At 71.6% G+C, this 19,556-nt stretch carries 16 protein-coding genes and 3 tRNA genes; 11 read left to right on the top strand and 8 right to left on the bottom strand.

All coding sequences use genetic code 11. The features are described 5' to 3' along the window. Positions 1-35 precede the first annotated feature (35 nt). Genes ACWEEU_RS12465 through ACWEEU_RS12455 form a run of 3 tightly spaced genes read left to right on the top strand, consistent with a single transcriptional unit; the run spans position 36 to position 3,008 of the window. Positions 36-1,283, top strand: a complete 1,248-nt coding sequence (locus ACWEEU_RS12465; RefSeq protein ID WP_451731410.1) for an ABC transporter substrate-binding protein — start codon at positions 36-38, stop codon at positions 1,281-1,283. Next, positions 1,280-2,182 carry a carbohydrate ABC transporter permease gene (locus tag ACWEEU_RS12460; RefSeq protein ID WP_385743573.1) on the top strand — a complete coding sequence of 301 codons (903 nt, stop codon included), beginning with the start codon at positions 1,280-1,282 and terminating at the stop codon, positions 2,180-2,182. The genes ACWEEU_RS12465 and ACWEEU_RS12460 overlap by 4 nt, the downstream gene beginning before the upstream one ends. Then, a complete protein-coding gene (locus ACWEEU_RS12455; protein WP_451731407.1) occupies positions 2,175-3,008 on the top strand; it encodes a carbohydrate ABC transporter permease in 834 nt (277 codons plus the stop codon). Before ACWEEU_RS12460 ends, ACWEEU_RS12455 begins: the two co-directional genes overlap by 8 nt. A 12-nt stretch (positions 3,009-3,020) precedes the next feature. On the opposite strand, the gene ACWEEU_RS12450 is transcribed toward ACWEEU_RS12455, so the two are convergent. The 3 genes from ACWEEU_RS12450 to ACWEEU_RS12440 all read right to left on the bottom strand — a co-directional run bounded on the left by ACWEEU_RS12450 (position 3,021) and on the right by ACWEEU_RS12440 (position 5,385). Then, on the bottom strand, positions 3,021-3,647 hold the full coding sequence (locus ACWEEU_RS12450) for a class F sortase (protein ID WP_385743577.1): 627 nt from the start codon (positions 3,645-3,647) through the stop codon (positions 3,021-3,023). A 129-nt stretch (positions 3,648-3,776) separates the two neighbouring features. After that, entirely contained in the window at positions 3,777-4,349 is a 573-nt protein-coding gene (locus tag ACWEEU_RS12445) for a hypothetical protein (RefSeq protein ID WP_385743579.1), read from the bottom strand. 346 nt (positions 4,350-4,695) lie between these two features. Then, a complete protein-coding gene (locus tag ACWEEU_RS12440) occupies positions 4,696-5,385 on the bottom strand; it encodes a SanA/YdcF family protein (protein WP_385743581.1) in 690 nt (229 codons plus the stop codon). 166 nt (positions 5,386-5,551) lie between these two features. Here ACWEEU_RS12440 and ACWEEU_RS12435 point away from each other — a divergent pair, with 166 nt between their 5' ends. The 5 genes from ACWEEU_RS12435 (at position 5,552) to ACWEEU_RS12415 (ending at position 11,748) form a co-directional block, all read left to right on the top strand. After that, on the top strand, positions 5,552-5,734 hold the full coding sequence (locus ACWEEU_RS12435) for a hypothetical protein (RefSeq protein WP_385743582.1): 183 nt from the start codon (positions 5,552-5,554) through the stop codon (positions 5,732-5,734). 51 nt (positions 5,735-5,785) lie between these two features. Continuing rightward, a complete protein-coding gene (locus ACWEEU_RS12430; protein ID WP_385743583.1) occupies positions 5,786-7,069 on the top strand; it encodes a deoxyguanosinetriphosphate triphosphohydrolase in 1,284 nt (427 codons plus the stop codon). Between the two features lie 156 nt (positions 7,070-7,225). Then, positions 7,226-8,491: an NAD(P)/FAD-dependent oxidoreductase gene (locus ACWEEU_RS12425; RefSeq protein ID WP_451731400.1), complete on the top strand. Its 1,266-nt coding sequence runs from the start codon at positions 7,226-7,228 to the stop codon at positions 8,489-8,491. Positions 8,492-8,538: 47 nt separating this feature from the next. Further along, the gene (gene dnaG / locus ACWEEU_RS12420) at positions 8,539-10,446 is read left to right on the top strand and encodes a DNA primase (protein ID WP_451731397.1); all 1,908 of its coding nucleotides are present in this window, start codon (positions 8,539-8,541) and stop codon (positions 10,444-10,446) included. A 75-nt stretch (positions 10,447-10,521) separates the two neighbouring features. Beyond that, positions 10,522-11,748 carry an RNA polymerase sigma factor gene (locus ACWEEU_RS12415; protein ID WP_451731394.1) on the top strand — a complete coding sequence of 409 codons (1,227 nt, stop codon included), beginning with the start codon at positions 10,522-10,524 and terminating at the stop codon, positions 11,746-11,748. A 117-nt stretch (positions 11,749-11,865) separates the two neighbouring features. On the opposite strand, the gene ACWEEU_RS12410 is transcribed toward ACWEEU_RS12415, so the two are convergent. The 4 genes from ACWEEU_RS12410 to ACWEEU_RS12395 all read right to left on the bottom strand — a co-directional run bounded on the left by ACWEEU_RS12410 (position 11,866) and on the right by ACWEEU_RS12395 (position 17,786). Then, positions 11,866-13,794 carry an ABC transporter ATP-binding protein gene (locus ACWEEU_RS12410; RefSeq protein ID WP_451731391.1) on the bottom strand — a complete coding sequence of 643 codons (1,929 nt, stop codon included), beginning with the start codon at positions 13,792-13,794 and terminating at the stop codon, positions 11,866-11,868. Continuing rightward, on the bottom strand, positions 13,794-15,527 hold the full coding sequence (locus tag ACWEEU_RS12405) for an ABC transporter ATP-binding protein (RefSeq protein WP_451731388.1): 1,734 nt from the start codon (positions 15,525-15,527) through the stop codon (positions 13,794-13,796). Before ACWEEU_RS12405 ends, ACWEEU_RS12410 begins: the two co-directional genes overlap by 1 nt. Before the next feature lie 175 nt (positions 15,528-15,702). Next, positions 15,703-17,154 carry a xylulokinase gene (locus ACWEEU_RS12400; RefSeq protein ID WP_385743593.1) on the bottom strand — a complete coding sequence of 484 codons (1,452 nt, stop codon included), beginning with the start codon at positions 17,152-17,154 and terminating at the stop codon, positions 15,703-15,705. Positions 17,155-17,480: 326 nt separating this feature from the next. Continuing rightward, positions 17,481-17,786 (bottom strand): YtxH domain-containing protein, encoded by a 306-nt coding sequence (locus ACWEEU_RS12395; protein ID WP_161182250.1) that lies wholly within the window; start codon positions 17,784-17,786, stop codon positions 17,481-17,483. Positions 17,787-17,956: 170 nt separating this feature from the next. Here ACWEEU_RS12395 and ACWEEU_RS12390 point away from each other — a divergent pair. The 3 genes from ACWEEU_RS12390 to ACWEEU_RS12380 all read left to right on the top strand — a co-directional run bounded on the left by ACWEEU_RS12390 (position 17,957) and on the right by ACWEEU_RS12380 (position 18,361). Then, positions 17,957-18,029, top strand: a tRNA-Asn gene (locus tag ACWEEU_RS12390). Between the two features lie 6 nt (positions 18,030-18,035). Next, positions 18,036-18,108, top strand: a tRNA-Asn gene (locus ACWEEU_RS12385). Between the two features lie 176 nt (positions 18,109-18,284). Then, positions 18,285-18,361: transfer RNA gene (locus ACWEEU_RS12380), tRNA-Ile, on the top strand. Between the two features lie 157 nt (positions 18,362-18,518). On the opposite strand, the gene ACWEEU_RS12375 is transcribed toward ACWEEU_RS12380, so the two are convergent. Then, entirely contained in the window at positions 18,519-19,508 is a 990-nt protein-coding gene (locus ACWEEU_RS12375; protein WP_451731384.1) for a LuxR family transcriptional regulator, read from the bottom strand. Between the last annotated feature and the right edge of the window lie 48 nt (positions 19,509-19,556).

The following is a 19,556-nucleotide window of genomic DNA, read 5'->3' as shown; positions in this document are numbered from 1 at the left end:
GGCATCGATGACGGAAGAAGACAGGGGGTGCGCGCATGGCGGTCAGTCGCAGGGCGTTGTTGGGTGCGAGCGCGGGGGCGGGGTTTCTCGCCGCCTGCGGGAGCAACACCGGGCGTGGGGGCGGCGGGGGCGGCGGCCCGCGGCTCGCGCAGTGGTACCACCAGTACGGCGAAGCCGGCGTCGAGCAGGCCGTGAAGCGGTATGCCGCCGCCTACGACAAGGCCGACGTCGGTGTGCAGTGGCGGCCGGGGGACTACGACCGGCAGACCGCTGCCGCGCTGCTCACCGATTCCGGGCCGGACGTCTTCGAGGGGAGTCCCACGCTCGACCAGATCCAGGGCGGTCAGGTCGTCGATCTCACCGAGCTGCTGGACGGGGTGAAGGACGACTTCAACCCGGCCGTGCTCACCCCGAAGACGTACGACGGGAAGGTCTGGGGCATTCCGCAGGCCATCGACATGCAGATGCTCTACTACCGCAAGAGCCTGCTGAAGGACGCCGGGGTCGAGCCGCCCACCACCCTGGACGCCCTCGTGGACGCCGCCAAGCGGCTCACCACCAGCAAGGTGAAGGGGCTGTTCCTCGGCAACGACGGCGGAGCGGGCGTCCTCGGCGGAACTCCTCTCAACGCGGCCGGACTTCAGCTCGTCACCGAGGACGGGAAGGTCGGGTTCGACGACCCCGCCGCCGCCCGGACCCTCGGCAAACTGCACCAGTTGTACGCCGACAAGTCGCTCCTGCTCGGCGCGCCCGCCGACTGGTCGGACCCGGCCGCGTTCCTCCAGGGACTGACGGCGATGCAGTGGTCCGGGCTGTGGGCGCTGCCGCAAGTCCGGAAGGAACTCGGGGACGACTTCGGGGTGTTGCCCTTCCCGAAGGACGGCTCGCAGGGGGCGCCCGCGGTGCCGGTGGGCGCGTACGCGGCCGCGGTCAGCGCGCGCGGCAAGCACCGGGAGGCGGCCAAGGAGTACGTGAAGTGGCTCTGGGTCGAACGCACCGACTACCAGGAGGACTTCGCGCTCTCCTACGGATTCCACATCCCCGCCCGGATCTCCCTCGCCAGGAAGGCCGCCAAGCTGAGGTCCGGGTCCGCCGCCGACGCCGTCCGCTTCGCCACCGAACACGGCCATGCACAGCCCCTGTTGTGGACCCCCGCCAACCAGGTCGCCTATCAGGACGGGTTGAGCCGGATCATCAAGGACGGGGCGCATCCGGAGAGTGAACTCCGGTCCGTCGTCAGGAAGGTGGCCGCCGAGCTCGACCGGGTGAAGAAGAAGTCGTGAAGCGGACGAACGCGCTGTGGTTCTGGGTCTTCGTCGGCCCCTTCGCGCTCGGGCTCGCCCTGTTCACCTACGTTCCGCTGCTGTGGAGCGTAGGGCTGAGCTTCTTCGACGCGCACAACACCGTCACGCCCACGCACTTCGTCGGGCTGGACAACTACTCCGCGATGCTGAAGGACGACGCGTTCCGGGACAGCCTGAAGACCTTCCTCGTCTTCACCGCGTTCATCGTGCCCGCCACCTACGCCGTCTCCCTCGGGCTCGCCCTGATGGTCAACCGGGTCCGCCTGGCGCGCGCGTTCTTCCGGTCGGTGTTCTTCCTGCCGGCCGCGTGCAGTTATGTCGTCGCGGCCCTGATCTGGAAGATGTCGATCTTCAGCGGGGTACGGTTCGGGCTGGCGAACACGGTCCTCGGCTGGTTCGGCGCCGACTCCGTGGCGTGGCTGTCCACCACCGACCCGCCCTGGTACTGGCTCGTCATCGTGACCGTACGGCTCTGGCTCCAGGCCGGTTTCTACATGATCCTCTTCCTCGCCGGCCTGCAGCGCATCGACCCGGTGCTGTACGAGGCCGCCGCCGTGGACGGCGCCCGTCCCGGCTGGACGGTGCTGCGCCACATCACGCTGCCCCAACTGCGGGCCACCTCGGTCGCGGTGGTCCTGCTGCTCGTCGTCAACGCCTTCCAGGCCTTCGACGAGTTCTACAACCTGCTCTCCGGCGCGCGGGGTTACCCGCCCTACGCCCGCCCGCCGCTCGTCTACCTCTACTACACGGCCCTCGGCGAGGACCAGAACCTGGGCGTGGGCAGCGCCGGTGCCGTGATCCTCGCGCTGATCATCGCGGTCGTCACCGTGGGCCAGGCGCGCTGGCTGAAGCTCGGGAGGACCGACGCCGATGGATGACGCGCTCGTACGGGCCGGACGGGCCCTCAGACTGGCCGTGCTGATCGCGCTCGCGCTGCTCTTCCTGATCCCCTTCTACCTGCTGCTCCGCAACGGCCTGTCCACCGAGCGGGACATCACCTCGCCCGAGTGGACGTTCTTCCCGCGCGACCTGCGCTGGGACAACGTCCACGAGCTGTTCGCGGACACCTCCGTCCCCTTCGCCCGCTCCCTGCTCAACTCCGCGCTGATCGCCGTCGCCACCACCCTCGGCACCCTCCTGCTCGCCTCCCTCGCGGGCTACGGTCTCGCCCGCATCCCCTACCGGCACGCGAACAAGGTCTTCTACGGCGTCCTCGGCACCCTGCTGATCCCGGCCGCCGTCACCTTCGTCCCCAGCTTCGTGATGGTGTCGTCGCTGGGCTGGATCTCCACGCTGCGGGGTCTGATCGTGCCGACGCTGTTCTCGGCGTTCGCGTGCTTCGTGTTCCGCCAGTACTTCCTGGGGTTCCCGAGGGAGCTGGAGGACGCCGCGCAGGTCGACGGGCTCGGGTACTGGCGCACGTACTGGCTGGTCGTGGTGCCGAACGCGCGGCCGGTGTTCGCGGCGGTCGGCACCATCGTCTTCCTCGGCGCCTGGAACTCGTTCCTGTGGCCCCTGGTCATCGGCCAGGACCAGAGCGCCTGGACGGTCCAGGTGGCGCTGTCGTCCTTCACCACCTCGCAGGTCATCCGGCTGCACGAGCTGTTCGTCGCGGCGGCGGTGTCGATCCTGCCGCTGCTGCTGGTCTTCCTCGTCTTCCAGCGGTGGATCGTGGTCGGGGTGGAGCGCTCCGGGATCGACTGAGCCGATCCCGGCTCACGCCTTCCGGCTGCCCGTCAGGTGGGCGAACACCACCACGTTCCCCTGGTATCCGGTCGACTTGGAGTAGCCCCCGCCACAGGTGATGACGCGGAGTTCGGGGCGGGGAGCGGCGCCGTAGACCTTCTCGTCGGGGAAGTTCTTCGCGGAGTAGACCTCGACGGCGTCCACCGCGAAGACCGCGATCGTGGCGTCCTCTCGGGCGACCTCGATCGTGGCGCCGCGTCTGAGGGCGCCGAGGTCGTAGAAGACGGCGGGGCCCTCGGCGTTGTCGACGTGTCCGGCGACGATGGCGGTGCCGTCGGAGCCGGGGGCGGTGCCGGCCTCGTACCAGCCCGCCAGGTTCTTCTCCGCCGGGGGCGGGACGGCCAGGCTGCCGGAGGGGGTCAGGGCGAGGCCCATCAGGGGGGCGTTCACCCGGATCGCCGGGATACGGATGCGGGTCGGCGGGGACGGGTCGAGGGCGGGGGCCACGTGGTGTTCGGCGCCCGGTTCGGGGCGGCCCTCGGCGGCGGAGGGCTGCGGCGGGGCGTGGCCGCCGGTGCCGCCGCCGAGCAGCCAGACCCCGGAAACCAGCGCCATCACCGTCACGGCGGCTATCGCCGCGTCACCCGCTCTGCGCATCGAAAACCCCCTTTCCTGGCAGCGCCTCCCACGAGGCGGAACCCCCGTCCCCCTCCGGGCCGCGAGGGGCATCGGACCCGGAGGGGGCGGGACGTGCGGTACCGGTCGACGGACAGCGGAGGGTGCCCGTCAGATCCCGTCGCCTCTCGCCCGGCGATGCAGGAGCCAGGTACCGCCCGCGGCGGCGACGGCCAGTGCCGCCACGCCCGCCGCGGTCTGTGAGGGGCCGGGGGCTGGTGCCCCGCCGACCCCGGTCTTCAGGCTGCCGCGCGGCTGCGTCTGCGGCCCCGACGCGCTCAGCGCCACCGTCAGGTCGCCGCGCACCTGCCGGTCGCCGTCGGCGCACCGCGCGACGATCTCGTACGTCCCCGGCTGCGCGCTCTCCGGCACCCGGAACTGGCCGATGGCCTCGCCCTCGTGCGTGCTCGGCGCCAGCGGGAACGTCCCGGCGCCCACCGCGCCCGCGTCGCCGAGGGCGCTGCCCTGGCCGCCGCACGCCGCCGTGTTCACCGTGACGTGGCTGCCCGGCGTGGTCGTGGAGGGATACACCTGGAGGCTTCCGGACGCGACGGCCACCACGGCCGGCCACAGCGGGACCGCGCCGGCGTGCCCCGCGTCCGCGTGGGCCGTCGGGGCGATGGCGAGTCCCGCCGCGGCCGCGGCGAGCGCGGTACCGGTCAGCAGACGGGCGGTGCGACGCATGGTGCTCCCCAGGGCTTGTCCGAGGCGACTCGTCCAGGGGCGAGCGCCCCTGCCCTACCGAGGTAAAGCCCAGAGCCCCCGCTCCGCCTCCCGGCAACCGGCCCGTACTACGGAGAACGGGTGGCGCCCGCGGACCCCCACACGGGCTAGCGGCGGCACGTCGGTGCAGGTCACGGGCGGGCGCGGGCGGGCACGGAGTGCGGTGGGAAGAACACACGAATGCAGCGCCGCGCACCGATGAACGGGTGACCGGGCCGACGGGGTGTCAGCGGGTCCGGCTGGGGCGGGCCCGGTGGCTCTCCGGCTGCGGCGAGCCCTGTTGCCGTGAGCCCCGGCCCGCCTTCCGTCACCCCCGCGACGACGCCAGCGCCCGCTCCACCCCGTCCTCCCTCGGCCCCAGGAACCGCGGACCGGGCCGGAACGCCACGTCCAGGCTCGCCTTGGCCGCCGCGAACACCTCGCGCGTGCCGCCGTAGTACCAGGTCACGTCGTGCTTGTCGGAGACGCCGACGCCGTACGAGTCCACCCCCGCCGCCTCGCAGAGCGCGACCGCGCGGCGGATGTGGAAGCCCTGGCTGATCAGCACCGCGCGGTCCACCCCGAACACCTTGCGGGCGCGTACGCAGGAGTCCCAGGTGTCGAAGCCCGCGTAGTCCTCGACGATGCTGGCGGCGGGCACGCCGTGGCGGGTCAGATAGGCGTGCATCGCGTCGGGTTCGTCGTAGTCCTCGCGGCTGTTGTCGCCGGTGACGAGGACGGCCTCGATCCGCCCCGCCCGGTACAGGCGCGCCGCCGCGTCGAGGCGGTGCGCCAGGTACGGCGAGGGCTCTCCGTCCCAGAGTCCGGCGCCGAACACGATGGCCACCTTCTCGCGCGGCACGTCCGCGACCGACCGCAGGCGGTCCGCCGTCGAGACGTACAGCCAGGCGGAGGGGAGCAGCGCCAGGACGCAGCCGGCCATGACGACCTGGAGCAGGCGTCGTTGCCCGCGCCGGGTGCGCGGCAGACGCGGCAGGCGGGGCGGGCGGATCTTCATACGGGCTCCCGGAGGTCGTGTTCCGACCAGGGAGACGCGTAGGGAGGGAATGCGGTTCACAGGGGCTGAGCTGGTCGACTCGGTTCACACCCCACTTCCCTGTACGCCGCGTGTCCGTGACGACACGGCAACGGACGCGCAACGTCGCTGCGGCAGGATGCCCCTTATGACAGTGCCGGACTCGCTCAGCGACGACCTCCTTCCCGACCTCGGCAGCACGGCGCACCTCATGAGCAGCATCGGGGTCCGGCTCGTCGGCCAGCTGAGGGACGTCACCCCGCAGGGCCGCCGCCGCCCCGACGCCCCGCCCACCGCTCGAAAACCCCGCAAAAGCGCCACAAACGGGTAGCTGCCCGCACCGCCTTCCCCGATCGTCACCGCCGCCGCTTACTGTCGAGGCATGGAAGGCACCGCACACCTCTCGACCGACGACGCCTACGACCCCGCGTCCACCGAGCGCTGGGCACCCGAGCCCGACAAGCGCCCCGGCCGCACCGCCTTCCAGCGCGACCGCGCCCGCATCCTGCACTCCGCCGCGCTGCGCCGCCTCGCCGGCAAGACCCAGGTCGTCACCCCGGGCACCCGCAGCCGCGCCTGGGACGCCAGCCCCCGCACCCGGCTCACCCACTCCCTGGAGTGCGCGCAGGTCGGCCGCGAGCTGGGGGCGGCCCTCGGCTGCGACCCCGACCTCGTCGAGGCCGCGTGCCTCGCGCACGACCTCGGCCATCCCCCCTTCGGCCACAACGGCGAACAGGCGCTGAACGAGTTCGCCGACGACATCGGCGGCTTCGAGGGCAACGCCCAGTCCCTCAGGCTTCTCACCCGCATCGAGCCCAAGCGCTTCACCCCCGAGGGCTCCGTCGGCCTCAACCTCACCCGCGCCACCCTCGACGCCGCCACGAAGTACCCCTGGCCGCGCGGCGGGAACCCGGCCGACCCCGCGTCCCCCAAGTTCGGCGTCTACGACGACGACCGTCCCGTCTTCGACTGGGTCCGCAAGGACGCCCCCGGCACCCGCACCTGCTTCGAGGCGCAGGTCATGGACTGGTCCGACGACGTGGCCTACTCGGTGCACGACATCGAGGACGGCCTGCACGCCGGGCACATCGACCCCAACTGCCTCCAGGCGGAGCCCGAGAGACGTGCCGTGTTCGAGGTCGCCATCGGCCGGTACGTCCCCGCCGGCACCGACCCGGCCGAACTCGCCGCCGCCCTCGACCGTCTCCAGGACCAGGAGTGGTGGCCGCACGGCTACGACGGCACGGCGGCCGCGCAGGCCCGGCTGAAGGACGCCACCAGCCAGCTCATCGGCCGCTTCTGCCTCGCGGCGGAGGCCGGCACCCGGGAGGCGTACGGCACCGGGCGCCTGACCCGCTACGGCGCCGAACTCGTCGTACCCCGCGAGGCGCGCATGGAGTGCGCGGTGCTCAAGGCGGTCGCCGACCGGTACGTCATGCAGCGCGCCGAGCAGGAGCTGCTCCGCGCCGACCAGCGGATCGTCGTCGCGGAGCTGGCCGAGGCGCTCACCCTGCGCGCCCCGGACGGGCTGGAGCCGCAGTTCCGGGCGCTGTTCGACGAGGCGCCCGACGACCCGGCGCGCAAGCGGGTGATCGTCGACCAGATCGCCTCCCTCACCGACGCCTCGGCCCGCTCGCTGCACGCGAGACTCATGGGGCGCGGCTGACCGGACACGGCCGGCGGAATGAGGCGGAAGCACGGGGCATATGTAGGAGGAACGTGCCTGCGCGTGGCCTGATCGGGTCACTCCCCCTTCCCGCGGCACGCCACGTGCGGGACGCTCCCCTGTGGCGGCAGGCGACACCCTACGAGGAGGCATCAAGTGGTCGACGCGGATCAGACGTTCGTCATCGTCGGAGGCGGGCTCGCCGGGGCCAAGGCGGCCGAGACGCTCCGCGCGGAGGGCTTCACCGGCCGGGTGATACTGATCTGCGACGAACGCGACCACCCCTACGAGCGCCCCCCGCTGTCCAAGGGCTACCTCCTCGGCAAGGAGGAGCGGGAGAGCGTCTTCGTGCACGAGCCCGCCTGGTACGCGCGCCACGACATCGAGCTGCATCTCGGCCAGACCGTGGACGCCGTCGACCGCGCCGCGAAGACCGTGCGCTTCGGCGACGACGGCACCCTCGTCCGCTACGACAAGCTGCTGCTCGTCACCGGCGCCGAACCCCGCCGTCTCGACATCCCCGGCACCTCGCTCGCGGGTGTCCACCATCTGCGCCGCCTCTCCCACGCCGAGCGGCTCAAGGGCGTCCTCGCCGCCCTCGGCCGCGACAACGGCCACCTGGTGATCGCGGGCGCGGGCTGGATCGGCCTGGAGGTCGCGGCGGCCGCCCGCGAGTACGGCGCCGAGGTCACCGTGATCGAACCGGAGCCGACCCCGCTGCACGGTGCCCTCGGCCCCGAGCTGGGCAACCTCTTCGAGGAGCTGCACCGCGAGCACGGCGTCCGCTTCCACTTCGGGGTCCGCCTCACCGAGATCGTCGGCCAGGACGGCGTCGTCCTGGCCGCCCGCACCGACGACGGCGAGGAGCACCCCGCGCACGACGTGCTCGCCGCCATCGGCGCCGCCCCGCGCACCGCTCTCGCCGAGGCCGCCGGACTGGAGATCGCCGATCGCTCCCTCGGCGGCGGCATCGCGGTCGACGAGCACCTGCGCACCTCCGACCCCGACATCTACGCCGCCGGCGACGTGGCCAGCTTCCCGCTGCCGCTCTTCGGCACCCGGCTGCGCGTCGACCACTGGGCCAACGCCCTGAGCGGCGGCCCGGCCGCCGCCCGCGCCATGCTCGGCCAGGACACCGCCTACGACCGGCTGCCCTACTTCTTCTCCGACCAGTACGACCTCGGCATGGAGTACAGCGGCTGGGCGCCCCCCGGCTCCTACGACCAGGTCGTGATCCGGGGCGACGCGGGCAAGCGCGAGTTCATCGCGTTCTGGGTGCGCGAGGGCCGCGTCCTGGCCGGCATGAACGTGAACGTGTGGGACGTCACAGAGCCCATCCAGCGGCTGGTGCGATCCCGGGCCGTGGTGGACACCGAGGCACTCGCCGACCCGCACGTCCCGCTCGCCGAGCTGGTGCCCTGAGGCGCACGCGAGCGGGGAGTGCCGCCGGACCCCCGTAGAATTCATCCGTGGCAGGACGGATCAACGACGAGGACGTGAAGGCGGTACGGGACGCGGTCCCGATCGACGCCGTGGTCTCCGAGTACCTCCAGCTGCGCAACGCGGGCGGCGGCAACCTCAAGGGACTCTGCCCCTTCCACGACGAGAAGTCCCCGTCCTTCCAGGTCAGCCCGAGCAAGGGGCTCTTCCACTGCTTCGGCTGCCAGGAGGGCGGCGACACCATCACCTTCGTGATGAAGGTGGACCACCTCTCCTTCTCCGAGGCCGTCGAGCGCCTCGCCGGCCAGGCCGGGATCACGCTGCGCTACGAGGAGGGCGGCTACAACCCCGCCCACCAGCGCGGCGAGCGCATCCGCCTGGTCGAGGCGCACAAGATCGCCGCCCAGTGGTACGCCGAGCAGCTCGCCACCAGCCCCGAGGCCGAAACCGGCCGGATCTTCCTCGCCGAGCGCGGCTTCGACCAGGCCGCCGCCGTCCACTTCGGCGTCGGCTACAGCCCCCAGGGCTGGGACCACCTCACCCGCTATCTGCGCGGCAAGGGCTTCAGCGACAAGGAACTGATCCTCTCCGGCCTCGCCCAGGACGGCCGCCGCGGTCCCATCGACCGCTTCCGGGGCCGCCTGATGTGGCCCATCCGGGACATCGGCGGCGAGGTCGTCGGCTTCGGCGCCCGCAAGCTCTACGAGTCCGACAACGGACCCAAGTACCTCAACACCCCCGACACCGCGATCTACAAGAAGTCCCAGGTCCTGTACGGCATCGACCTGGCCAAGCAGCAGATCGCCAAGTCCAGCCGGGCCGTCGTCGTCGAGGGCTACACCGACGTCATGGCCTGCCACCTCGCCGGTGTCACCACCGCCATCGCGACCTGCGGCACCGCCTTCGGCAACGACCACATCAAGATCCTGCGCCGACTGCTCATGGACAACGGCTCGGCCCGCGTGATCTTCACCTTCGACGGCGACGCGGCCGGACAGAAGGCCGCGCTGCGCGCCTTCGAGGACGACCAGAAGTTCGCCGCCGAGACCTACATCGCCGTCGCCCCCGACGGCATGGACCCCTGCGAACTCCGCCTCGCCAAGGGCGACGAGGCCGTCGCCGACCTGGTCCAGCCCCGCACCCCGCTCTTCGAGTTCGCGCTCCGCCAGATCGTCGCGCGCTACGACCTCGACACCCCGGCGGGCCGCGCCGCCGCGCTGGACGAGGCCGCGCCGGTCGTCGCCCGCATCAAGAACAGCGGCGCCCAGCACGAGGTCGCCGTCGACCTCGCGGGTATGCTCGGCATCCTCGACACCCAGTTCGTCGTCAAGCGTGTCGCCCAACTGGCCCGCTGGGCAAGGGAACGCGGCGGCAAGGGCGCTCCCGTGCAGACGAACCGCGCCGACCGGCAGCAGTGGGAGACCACCGCCCGGCCGGTCAGTTCAGGACCCGCGCTCACCCTGCGCAACCCGGTCTTCGCCGCCGAACGCGAGCTGCTCAAACTCGCCCTCCAGCGGCCCGAGTTGGTCTCCCCGGCCTTCGACGCCTACGGCATCGACGAGTTCACCGCCCCGCCGTACGCCGCCGTACGCCAGGCCATCGCGGAGGCGGGCGGCGCCGAGTACGGCGTGCCCGACCCGCAGGAGTACCTGGTCCGGGTCCGCGAGGCGGCGCCCGACGACACCGTGCGCGCCATGGTCACCGAGCTGGCGGTCGAGCCGATCCTGCGCCGCACCGTGGACGAGATCTACGCGGGCACCGTGCTCGTCGTCATCCGCCGGCGCGCGGTCGAACGCCGCATCCAGGACGTCCAGTCCCAGCTGGCCCGACTCGCCGCCGGCGGCGACCCCGTCCAGCTGGCGTCCGTGCAGAACGAACTGTGGGTCCTCCAGCAGTACGACCAGGCATTGCGTGCTCACGGAGCGGACGCGCTCTAGTCCCTCGGCGCCCCAGGATCACCACGCGGTCACGGCCCGGACGCAAAAAGTCACCGCACGCCCCTCGTGGCGGGGATGTGTCGTACCCCACACTGGGTGCGGTGCCCCAGCCCCCCGGAGCGCAGGCCGCGACTCATCCTGGAGGTCGCCCCCGTGCGGACCCACACCCTCACCAAGACCGCAGGAGCCGTCACACCCCCCGGTGACGAGCCCGACGCGGAGACGGACGTACTCATGGCCGTACCCCCGCAGGGCGGCCCCGGCCGGGATGCGGACCCGGAGGAGACCCACGAGCCCGCCGAACCCCCGGCGGAGGCCCTGAGCGGCGACGAACTCGAACCCGAACGCGAACCCGCGGCGACGCGCGCCGCCGTCCAGACCGAGAGCGGCGGGCCCTCCGCCGACCTGTTCCGCCAGTACCTCCGCGAGATCGGCCGCATCCCGCTGCTCACCGCCGCCGAGGAGGTCGAACTCGCCCGCCGGGTCGAGGCGGGGCTCTTCGCCGAGGAGAAACTGAGCGGCACCCCCGACCTGGACAGCCGTCTCGCCGGCGAACTCGACCGGCTCGTCGTCATGGGCCGCATCGCCAAGCGCCGCCTCATCGAGGCCAACCTGCGGCTCGTCGTCTCCGTCGCCAAGCGCTACGTCGGCCGCGGTCTGACCATGCTCGACCTCGTCCAGGAGGGCAACCTCGGCCTCATCCGCGCGGTGGAGAAGTTCGACTACGCGCGGGGCTACAAGTTCTCGACGTACGCCACCTGGTGGATTCGGCAGGCGATGTCGCGTGCGCTGGCCGATCAGGCCCGGACGATCCGTGTCCCCGTGCACGTGGTCGAGCTGATCAACCGTGTCGTTCGTGTGCAGCGCCGGATGCTTCAGGAACGCGGGTACGAGCCGACGCCCGAGGAAGTCGCCGCGCATCTCGAACTTCCTCCCGAGCGCGTCCGTGAGGTGCTGCGGCTTGCCCAGGAGCCGGTGTCCTTGCATGCGCCGGTGGGGGAGGAGGACGAGGTCGCCCTCGGGGATCTCATCGAGGACGGGGACGCGGCCAGTCCGGTGGAGTCGGCCGCGTTTCTGCTTCTGCGGCAGCATCTGGACGCGGTGCTCTCGACTCTTGGGGAGCGGGAGCGGAAGGTGGTGCAGCTCCGGTACGGGTTGGCCGACGGGCGCCCGCGAACGCTGGAGGAGATCGGGCGGCTCTTCGGGGTCACTCGTGAGCGGATCCGCCAGATCGAGTCGAAGACCCTGGGCAAGCTGCGGGATCACACCTACGCGGATCAGCTCCGGGGCTATCTGGACTGATGCCGGACGCGGGTCCGTCGTGGCTTGTCGCGCGGTTCCCCGCGTCCTCGAACACACATGGCCGCCCCGGCGGTACGGGTGGGCGCGGCGGCACCCACCCGTACCCCGGCGCGTCGGTCAGTCCACCTCGGCGACCGCCTGCGCGAACTGGGCCTTGTACAGGCGGGCGTAGGCGCCGTCCGCCGCCAACAGCTCCGCGTGCGCGCCCTGTTCGACGATCGAACCGTTCTCCATGACGAGGATCGTGTCCGCGTCCCGGATCGTGGAGAGCCGATGCGCGATCACGAACGACGTGCGCCCGTCGGCGAGTTTGGCCATCGCCTTCTGGATGAGCACCTCGGTACGGGTGTCGACGGAACTCGTCGCCTCGTCGAGGACGAGGATCACCGGCTCGGAGAGGAACGCCCGCGCGATGGTGATGAGCTGCTTCTCGCCCGCGCTGACGCCCGTGCCCTCGTCGTCGATGACGGTGTCGTACCCCTCGGGGAGGGTGCGGATGAACCGGTCCGCGTGGGCGGCCCGCGCCGCCTCCTCGATCTCGCCCCGGGTGACCTCGCGGGAGGACCCATACGCGATGTTCTCCGCGATCGTGCCGCCGAACAGCCAGGTGTCCTGGAGGACCATGCCGATGTTCGAGCGCAGCTCGTCGCGGGTCATGTCGCGGACGTCGACACCGTCGAGGGTGATGCGCCCGCCGGAGACCTCGTAGAACCGCATGAGCAGGTTGACCAGTGTGGTCTTGCCCGCGCCGGTCGGGCCGACGATGGCGACCGTCTGGCCGGGCTCCACCTTGAGCGAGAGGTCCTCGATCAGCGGCTTGTCGGGGTCGTAGCGGAAGGAGACGTTCTCCAGCCGGACCCGGCCGCGCAGCTCGTCGGGGCGCACGCCCGGCTGCGGGTCGGCGCCCTGCTCCCCGGCGTCCAGCAGCTCGAAGACCCGCTCGGCCGAGGCGACGCCGGACTGCACCAGGTTCGCCATCGACGCGACCTGGGTCAGCGGCATCGAGAACTGCCGCGAGTACTGGATGAACGCCTGCACGTCACCGATGGACAGCGAGCCCGAGGCGACCCGCAGACCGCCGACCACGGCCACCAGGACGTAGTTGAGGTTCGAGACGAACATCATCAGCGGCTGCATGACCCCGCTGTTGAACTGCGCCTTGAACGCGGCCTCGTAGAGCTGCTCGTTCTGCTCGGCGAACTGCTTCGCGGACTCGTCCTGACGCCCGAACACCTTCACCAGGGTGTGCCCGGTGTACATCTCCTCGATGTGCGCGTTCAGCGCGCCGGTGGTGCGCCACTGCTGCACGAAGTGCGGCTGCGAGCGCTTGCCGACCCGGGTGGCCACCACGAAGGACAGCGGCACGGTGACCAGGGCGACGAGCGCGAGGATCCAGGAGACGTAGAACATCATCGCGAGCACGCCCACGATGGTGAGCACCGCGTTGATGAGCTGGCCCAGCGACTGCTGGAGCGTCTGGCCGATGTTGTCGATGTCGTTCGTGGCGCGGGAGAGCACCTCGCCGCGCTGGCGCTGGTCGAAGTACGACAGCGGCAGCCGCGACAGCTTGTCCTGCACGTCGGCGCGCATCCGCAGCATCGTGCGGTTCACGGTCCGGTTGACCAGCCGCGTCGCCACCGCCATCAGCAGACCGGCGACCAGGAAGGTGCCGAGCGCGAGCAGCAGGACGTCGCCCACCGCGCCGAAGTCGATCCCCTTGCCCGGGGTGAAGTCGGTGCTGCGCAGCATGTCCGCGATGGCGCCCTTGCCGTGCGCGTGCAGGTTGCTCAGCACCTGGTCCTTGGTGGCGCCGGCCGGCATCTGCCGGCCGATGATCCCGGCGAAGACCAGGTCGGTGGCCTTGCCGAGGATCTTCGGACCGATCACGCTCAGCGCCACGCTGCCGACCACGCAGGCCAGCAGGGTGTAGATGGTGCCTCGCTCGGGCCGGAACCCCGCCAGCAGCCGCTTGCCCGAGTTCTTGAAGTCCATCGAGCGCTGGTCCGGGCCGCCCGCGGCCATCATGCGTCCCATGGGCCCGGCCATCAGGCAGCCTCCGCTTCCGTGAGCTGGGAGAGCACGATCTCCCGGTAGGTCTCGTTGCCCGCCATGAGTTCGTGGTGGCGGCCCGAGCCGACCACCCGGCCCTCGTCCAGGACGATGATCCGGTCGGCGTCCCGGATGGTCGCCACGCGCTGGGCGACGATCACGACGGTCGCCTCCGAGGTCTCCGCCGCGAGCGCGGCACGCAGCGCCGCGTCCGTCGCGTAGTCGAGCGCGGAGAAGGAGTCGTCGAAGAGGTAGATCTCCGGGCGCTGCACCAGGGTGCGCGCGATGGCCAGACGCTGGCGCTGACCGCCCGAGACGTTGGTGCCGCCCTGCGCGATCGGGGCGTTGAGCCCGCCCTCCAGCTTGGACACGAAGTCCTTGGCCTGCGCCACCTCGAGGGCGTGCCACAGCTCCTCGTCGGTCGCGTCGGGGTTGCCGTAGCGCAGGTTGGTGGCGACCGTGCCCGCGAACAGGTACGGCTTCTGAGGGACCAGACCGACCGTGCGCGCGAGCAGCGTGGGCTCGGCCTCGCGCACGTCCACGCCGTCCACCAGCACCTCGCCCTCGGTGGCGTCGAACAGGCGCGGGACCAGGCCGAGGAGGGTGGACTTGCCGCTGCCGGTCGAGCCGATCACGGCCGTCGTCTCGCCCGGGCGGGCCACCAGGTCGATGGAGCGCAGCACCGGCTCCTCGGCACCCGGGTAGCGGAAGCCCGCGCCCCGGATCTCCAGATGCCCGTGCCCGCGCAGCTCGGTCACCGGCGCGAGCGGCGGGACGACGCTGGACTCGGTGCCCAGCACCTCCTCGATGCGCTCGGCGCAGACCTCGGCGCGCGGCACCATCATGAACATGAAGGTGGCCATCATCACGGACATGACGATCTGCATCAGATAGGCGAGGAACGCCGTCAGGTCGCCGATCTGCATCCCGCCGCTGTCGATGCGGTGGGCGCCGAACCAGACCACCGCGATGGACGACACGTTCACCACGGTCATCACGATCGGGAACATCAGCGCCAGCATCCGGCCGGTGGCGAGCTGCATCTCGGTCAGCTCGCCGTTGGCCCTGCCGAAGCGCTCGCGCTCGTAGTCGTCGCGGACGAAGGCGCGGATCACGCGGTTGCCGCTGATCTGCTCGCGCAGCACCCGGTTCACCGTGTCCAGGCGGGTCTGCATCGAGCGGAAGAGCGGGCGCAGCCGGCGCACGATCAGCGCCACGCTGATGGCCAGCACCGGGACGACGGCCACGAGCACCGCCGACAGCGGCACGTCCAGGCCGAGCGCCAGCACGATCCCGCCGACGCACATGATGGGCGCCGAGACCATCAGGGTGAACGTCATCAGGACCAGCATCTGGACCTGCTGCACGTCGTTCGTCGTACGGGTGATGAGCGAGGGCGCCCCGAAGTGACCCAGCTCACGCGAGGAGAAGGACTGCACCCGGTCGAAGACCGCGCCGCGCACGTCCCGGCCCAGCGCCGAGGCGGTACGGGCGCCGAAGTACACGGCGCCGATGTTGCACACGACCTGGACCAGCGAGATGCCGATCATCAGGGCGCCGAAGGACAGGATGTAGCCCGTGTCGCCCTTCACGACACCGTTGTCGATGATGTGCGCGTTGAGGGTGGGCAGGTAGAGCGTGGCGCAGGTCTGCAGGAACTGCAGTGCCACCAGGAAGGCGATGGGTTTCTTGTAGGGCCTGAGATAGGTCCGCAGAAGTCGTATGAGCACGCTGGTCTCTCGGAGTCGGCGGTGGGGCGGGCGTGTCTGCCCCTGGCCCTATCGTCGGACACTCCACCGGTGTTACCTCAACCGAATTAACCCGTCAGGCTGCCCGTTTGAGCTGTGGGCTGAAACGCCGAAACGCCTCCGGGCGGGTGAGATCCACGACTCCGCGTCGGCGGGCCTACCGGAACGCCCCCGGATGGGTCTGCTCCCGCACCGACGTGTACTGCTGGCGCACCGCCTGGCCCACGGCCAGGTCGTCGCCCGGCTCCAGCACCTGCGCGGCCGCGCCCTGCCAGGCGGGCGGCGTGCGCGGGTCGAGCGTGCCCTGGGCCGCGCCGAGCGCCCACGCGGCCTGGCGGGCGGCGCCGATCGCGGCGTAGTCGGCGGGCTGCGGCACGACCACCTGCGCGCCGAACAGCGCGGGCGCCACCGCCTGGACGGCGGGCAGCTCGGCGGCCTGCCCCAGCAGGAAGATCCGCCGCACCTCCACGCCCCGGCCGCGCAGCACGTCCAGCGCGTCCGCGAGGCCGCACAGCATCCCCTCGAACGAGGCCCGCGCCAGGTGCTCCGGCTTCATGGACTCGCGCCGGAGCCCGGCGAGCGTGCCCGCGGTGTGGGGGAGGTTCGGGGTGCGCTCGCCCTCCAGGTAGGGGAGCAGGACCAGCCCGTGCGAGCCCGGCGTGGACTTCATCGCCAGCTCGGACAGGCTCTCCAGGTCGGGCAGGCCGAGGAGTTCGGCGGTGCCGCGCAAGGCCCGTACGGCGTTGAGGGTGGTGACGACCGGAAGGTGCATGCCGGTGGCGTCGGCCAGGGAGGTGATCATCCCGGACTGGTCGGCCAGCGCCCCCGGGTGCACGGCCATCACGGAACCGGACGCGCCGAGCGAGACGACCGCGTCCCCGAGGCCGATGCCGAGCCCGAAGGCGGCGGCCATGGTCTCGCCGGTCCCGGCGGAGATCAGCAGCCCCTCCGGGGTCGTCCCCGCCGCCTCGGCCGGACCGAGCACCTCGGGCAGCGCCACCTGGTGGCCGAGGGCGAGCTCGACCAGGTCGGGGCGGTAGCCGCCGGTCGCGGCGGACCAGTACCCGGTGCCCGAGGCGCCGCCCCGGTCGGTCGTACGGCGCACCGGGCGCCCCAGGAGCTGCCAGACCAGCCAGTCGTGCGCCTGGAGCAGCAGGGCGGTACGGCGGGCGTTCTCCGGCTCGCTCTTGGCCATCCAGCGCAGCTTGGTCACCGGCTGGGCGGCCTGCGGCACACACCCGACGGCCTGCGCCCACGCCTCCCGGCCCCCGAGCGCGTCCACCAGATCGGCGGCGGCGACCTGGGCGCGCTTGTCGGCGCCGGTCATCGCGGGGCGCACCGTGTTGCCCTGGGCGTCCAGCGGGATCACCGCGTTCTGCTGCGCCGAGACCCCGATGGCCTGCACCCCCTCCAGGAGTCCGCCCCCCGCGGCCTCGCCCAACGACAGCAGCCACGCCTGCGGATCCACATCACTCGGCCGCCGCCCGCCCTCGGGCACCTCGATCGGATGCGGCGCGTATCCCTGACGCAGCACGGCACCCGTGTCCGCGTCACAGACGACGATGCGAGTGAAAGCGGGTGAGCTGTCCAGCCCGGCGACTATCCCCATGCCCCGAATTCTGCCGTAGCGCCGCGCTTGCTTGGGCCAGGGAGGGGGAGTACGGGGCGGACGGGGGTGGGGCGAGGTGCCGGCCGGGGCGGGGACGGGGGGCGTTGACGTGCGGCGCGACATGCGGCGGGAGGTACCTGGAACGGTTGAGCCGGGGTCGGCGCCGGGCGGAGGGATGGGGTGCCCGGGGGCCGAAGGCTCTCCCGCCGTCGGACGGTGGCGGCATGAGGAGGCCCGGGCTCCCATCCGCTGGGTGGCCCGGGCTCCGATCGGTCGAGGGGACCGGCGCCGGCACCGAGGTGACCGCTCGGACCCTTTGCCGGGGGCTACGTGTTGCTCGTGCCCCAGTCGTCTTCCGTCCGGGTGTGGCCGTTGCGTTCGCGGAGGGAGCGGACGCGTTGGGCGACCGGTTCCGGGACGTGTTCGCCGACCTTCTCGCCGACGGTGTGCAGCGCCTTGCCGGCGTAGACGCGGCCCTGGTGGGCCGCGGTCTCGGCGGTGTTGCGCACGGCCGGGTTCTGCGCGATCCCGCGAGCGGCCTTCTTCATCTGCTCGTACCGCTCGTGCCCGGACCGCGTGCCGAGCACGTAGCCGACGGCCAGTCCGGCGACGAACGTGAGCCGATAGCGCATGGCGGCCACCCTTCCCTTCCGTTGTCCCTGCCCAGATTCATCGTGCTGTGTGGGGCCCCGGGGGTACCGATTGGCGGAGCACCCCCCTGCTTGCGCTAATGTATGTGTCGCAGCGAGCGCCCGCCCCCTGGCGAATACCCAGGTGGATGCGTTCGATGCAGACGAAGCGATCCCCTGTAGCTCAATTGGCAGAGCAGCCGGCTGTTAACCGGCAGGTTACTGGTTCGAGTCCAGTCGGGGGAGCTTCGATCCCCTGTAGCTCAATTGGCAGAGCAGCCGGCTGTTAACCGGCAGGTTACTGGTTCGAGTCCAGTCGGGGGAGCGCGCTGAACGAGGACCCCTTCGGGGTCCTTTTTCATGTCCGTGGGAACCGCTCTGGCCTGGGCGAAGTCCTCAAGGTCAGGAAGCAGCGCGGAAGCCGACCATCCGAAGCAGGAGATCGTATGAGCGGCTATGCTGCGGCAGACGGCGCGCACACATGTGCGCGACACGCCGCGAGGGGCGGTAGCTCAGCCGGTTAGAGCAGCGGACTCATAATCCGTCGGCCGTGGGTTCGAGTCCCACCCGCCCCACCAACAAGGCCATGCTGCAGGAACGTTCTCGCCTGCGGCACGGCGTGGCCCCTCCCTCGCGAGGGGCCTTTTGCGTCTTCGGGGACCGCTGACCGTCGGCCTCCGCGCGCACGCGGCGCGCGGAGGCCGACGGCGGGCCGTACGGGCGGCCGCCGGGCGCCTACGCGGCGGCGGACTCGTCGCCGGGGTCCTGAGTCCGCAGCAGGTAGCCCGCCTGGAACCGGGTTCGGGCGTCGAGCGACTCCATCAGGTCGGAGATCCGGCGCTGACAGGTGCGGGCCGAGATCCCGAGGGTCCGTGCGATGACCTTGTCCTCGACCCCGTTGACGAGCATCCGTACGATCGCGGCGTCGATCGCGGCGGAGGCCGCTCTCCCGGCCTCCGGGTCGTAGTGTCCGTCGAAGGACTCGGCCGGGGACCACAGTCCCTCGAAGCCCCTGCGGAAGCCGGCCACGACCGCCGGGTCGCCGAGGACCGCGACCCCTGTCCCGTGCTCCAGCGGGACGACACCGGTGCTCCCGTCGACGAGCATCAGCCACGCGACGCCCGCGGTCGTCGTCCGCGCCTCGCCGCCGCGGGCGACGAGCCGCCCGACGTACTCCCGCAGCGCGGGATCGAACCGGGCCGACTGCGGCAGCAGCAGGTGGACCCGCAGGTCGGCGTCGGCCCGCTGCCGGGCGTCCAGGCCGAGCAGGGCGGCGTCGCCGAGCGCGTCCTCGTGGGAGCGGGCGAACAGCACCTCCCCGCCGGCGTCGGCGAGCAGTCCGGCCACCACCCCGTGCGCGACCTCGGCGTCCTCGATCCGCTGCACCGGTCCGGGATCGGGCTCCCGGGCCAACTGGGCGCGGTACAGCGGCATCAGACTGTGCATCCGCTGCCGCAGCTGCTCCAACTGGTGCTGCCGGGAGCGCAGTTCCTCGTCGTGCACGGCGAGCAACTGGAGTGAGGCGGTCATCGGGTTCACCGCGACGTACGCGTAGGTGCAGCCGTGCACCAGGTGCAGCAGACGCAGCCCCACCAGGTCCTCGATCGCCGCACGGGCCTGCTCCTCGGTGATTTTGAGAGCCGCGGCACAGTGCGGGGCGTCCACGTACTCGTTGCGCAGGGCGAGTTCGTAGATCTGGTTGGCGATGGTGCCGGATTGCGGCACCTCAGGTAGTTCCGTTATGTCCGGTCTCGACACGGTTTTCCTTCCCTC

The sequence above is a fragment of the Streptomyces sp. NPDC005004 genome (assembly GCF_053600675.1).
This window is presented reverse-complemented; position numbering and strand designations above follow the sequence as displayed.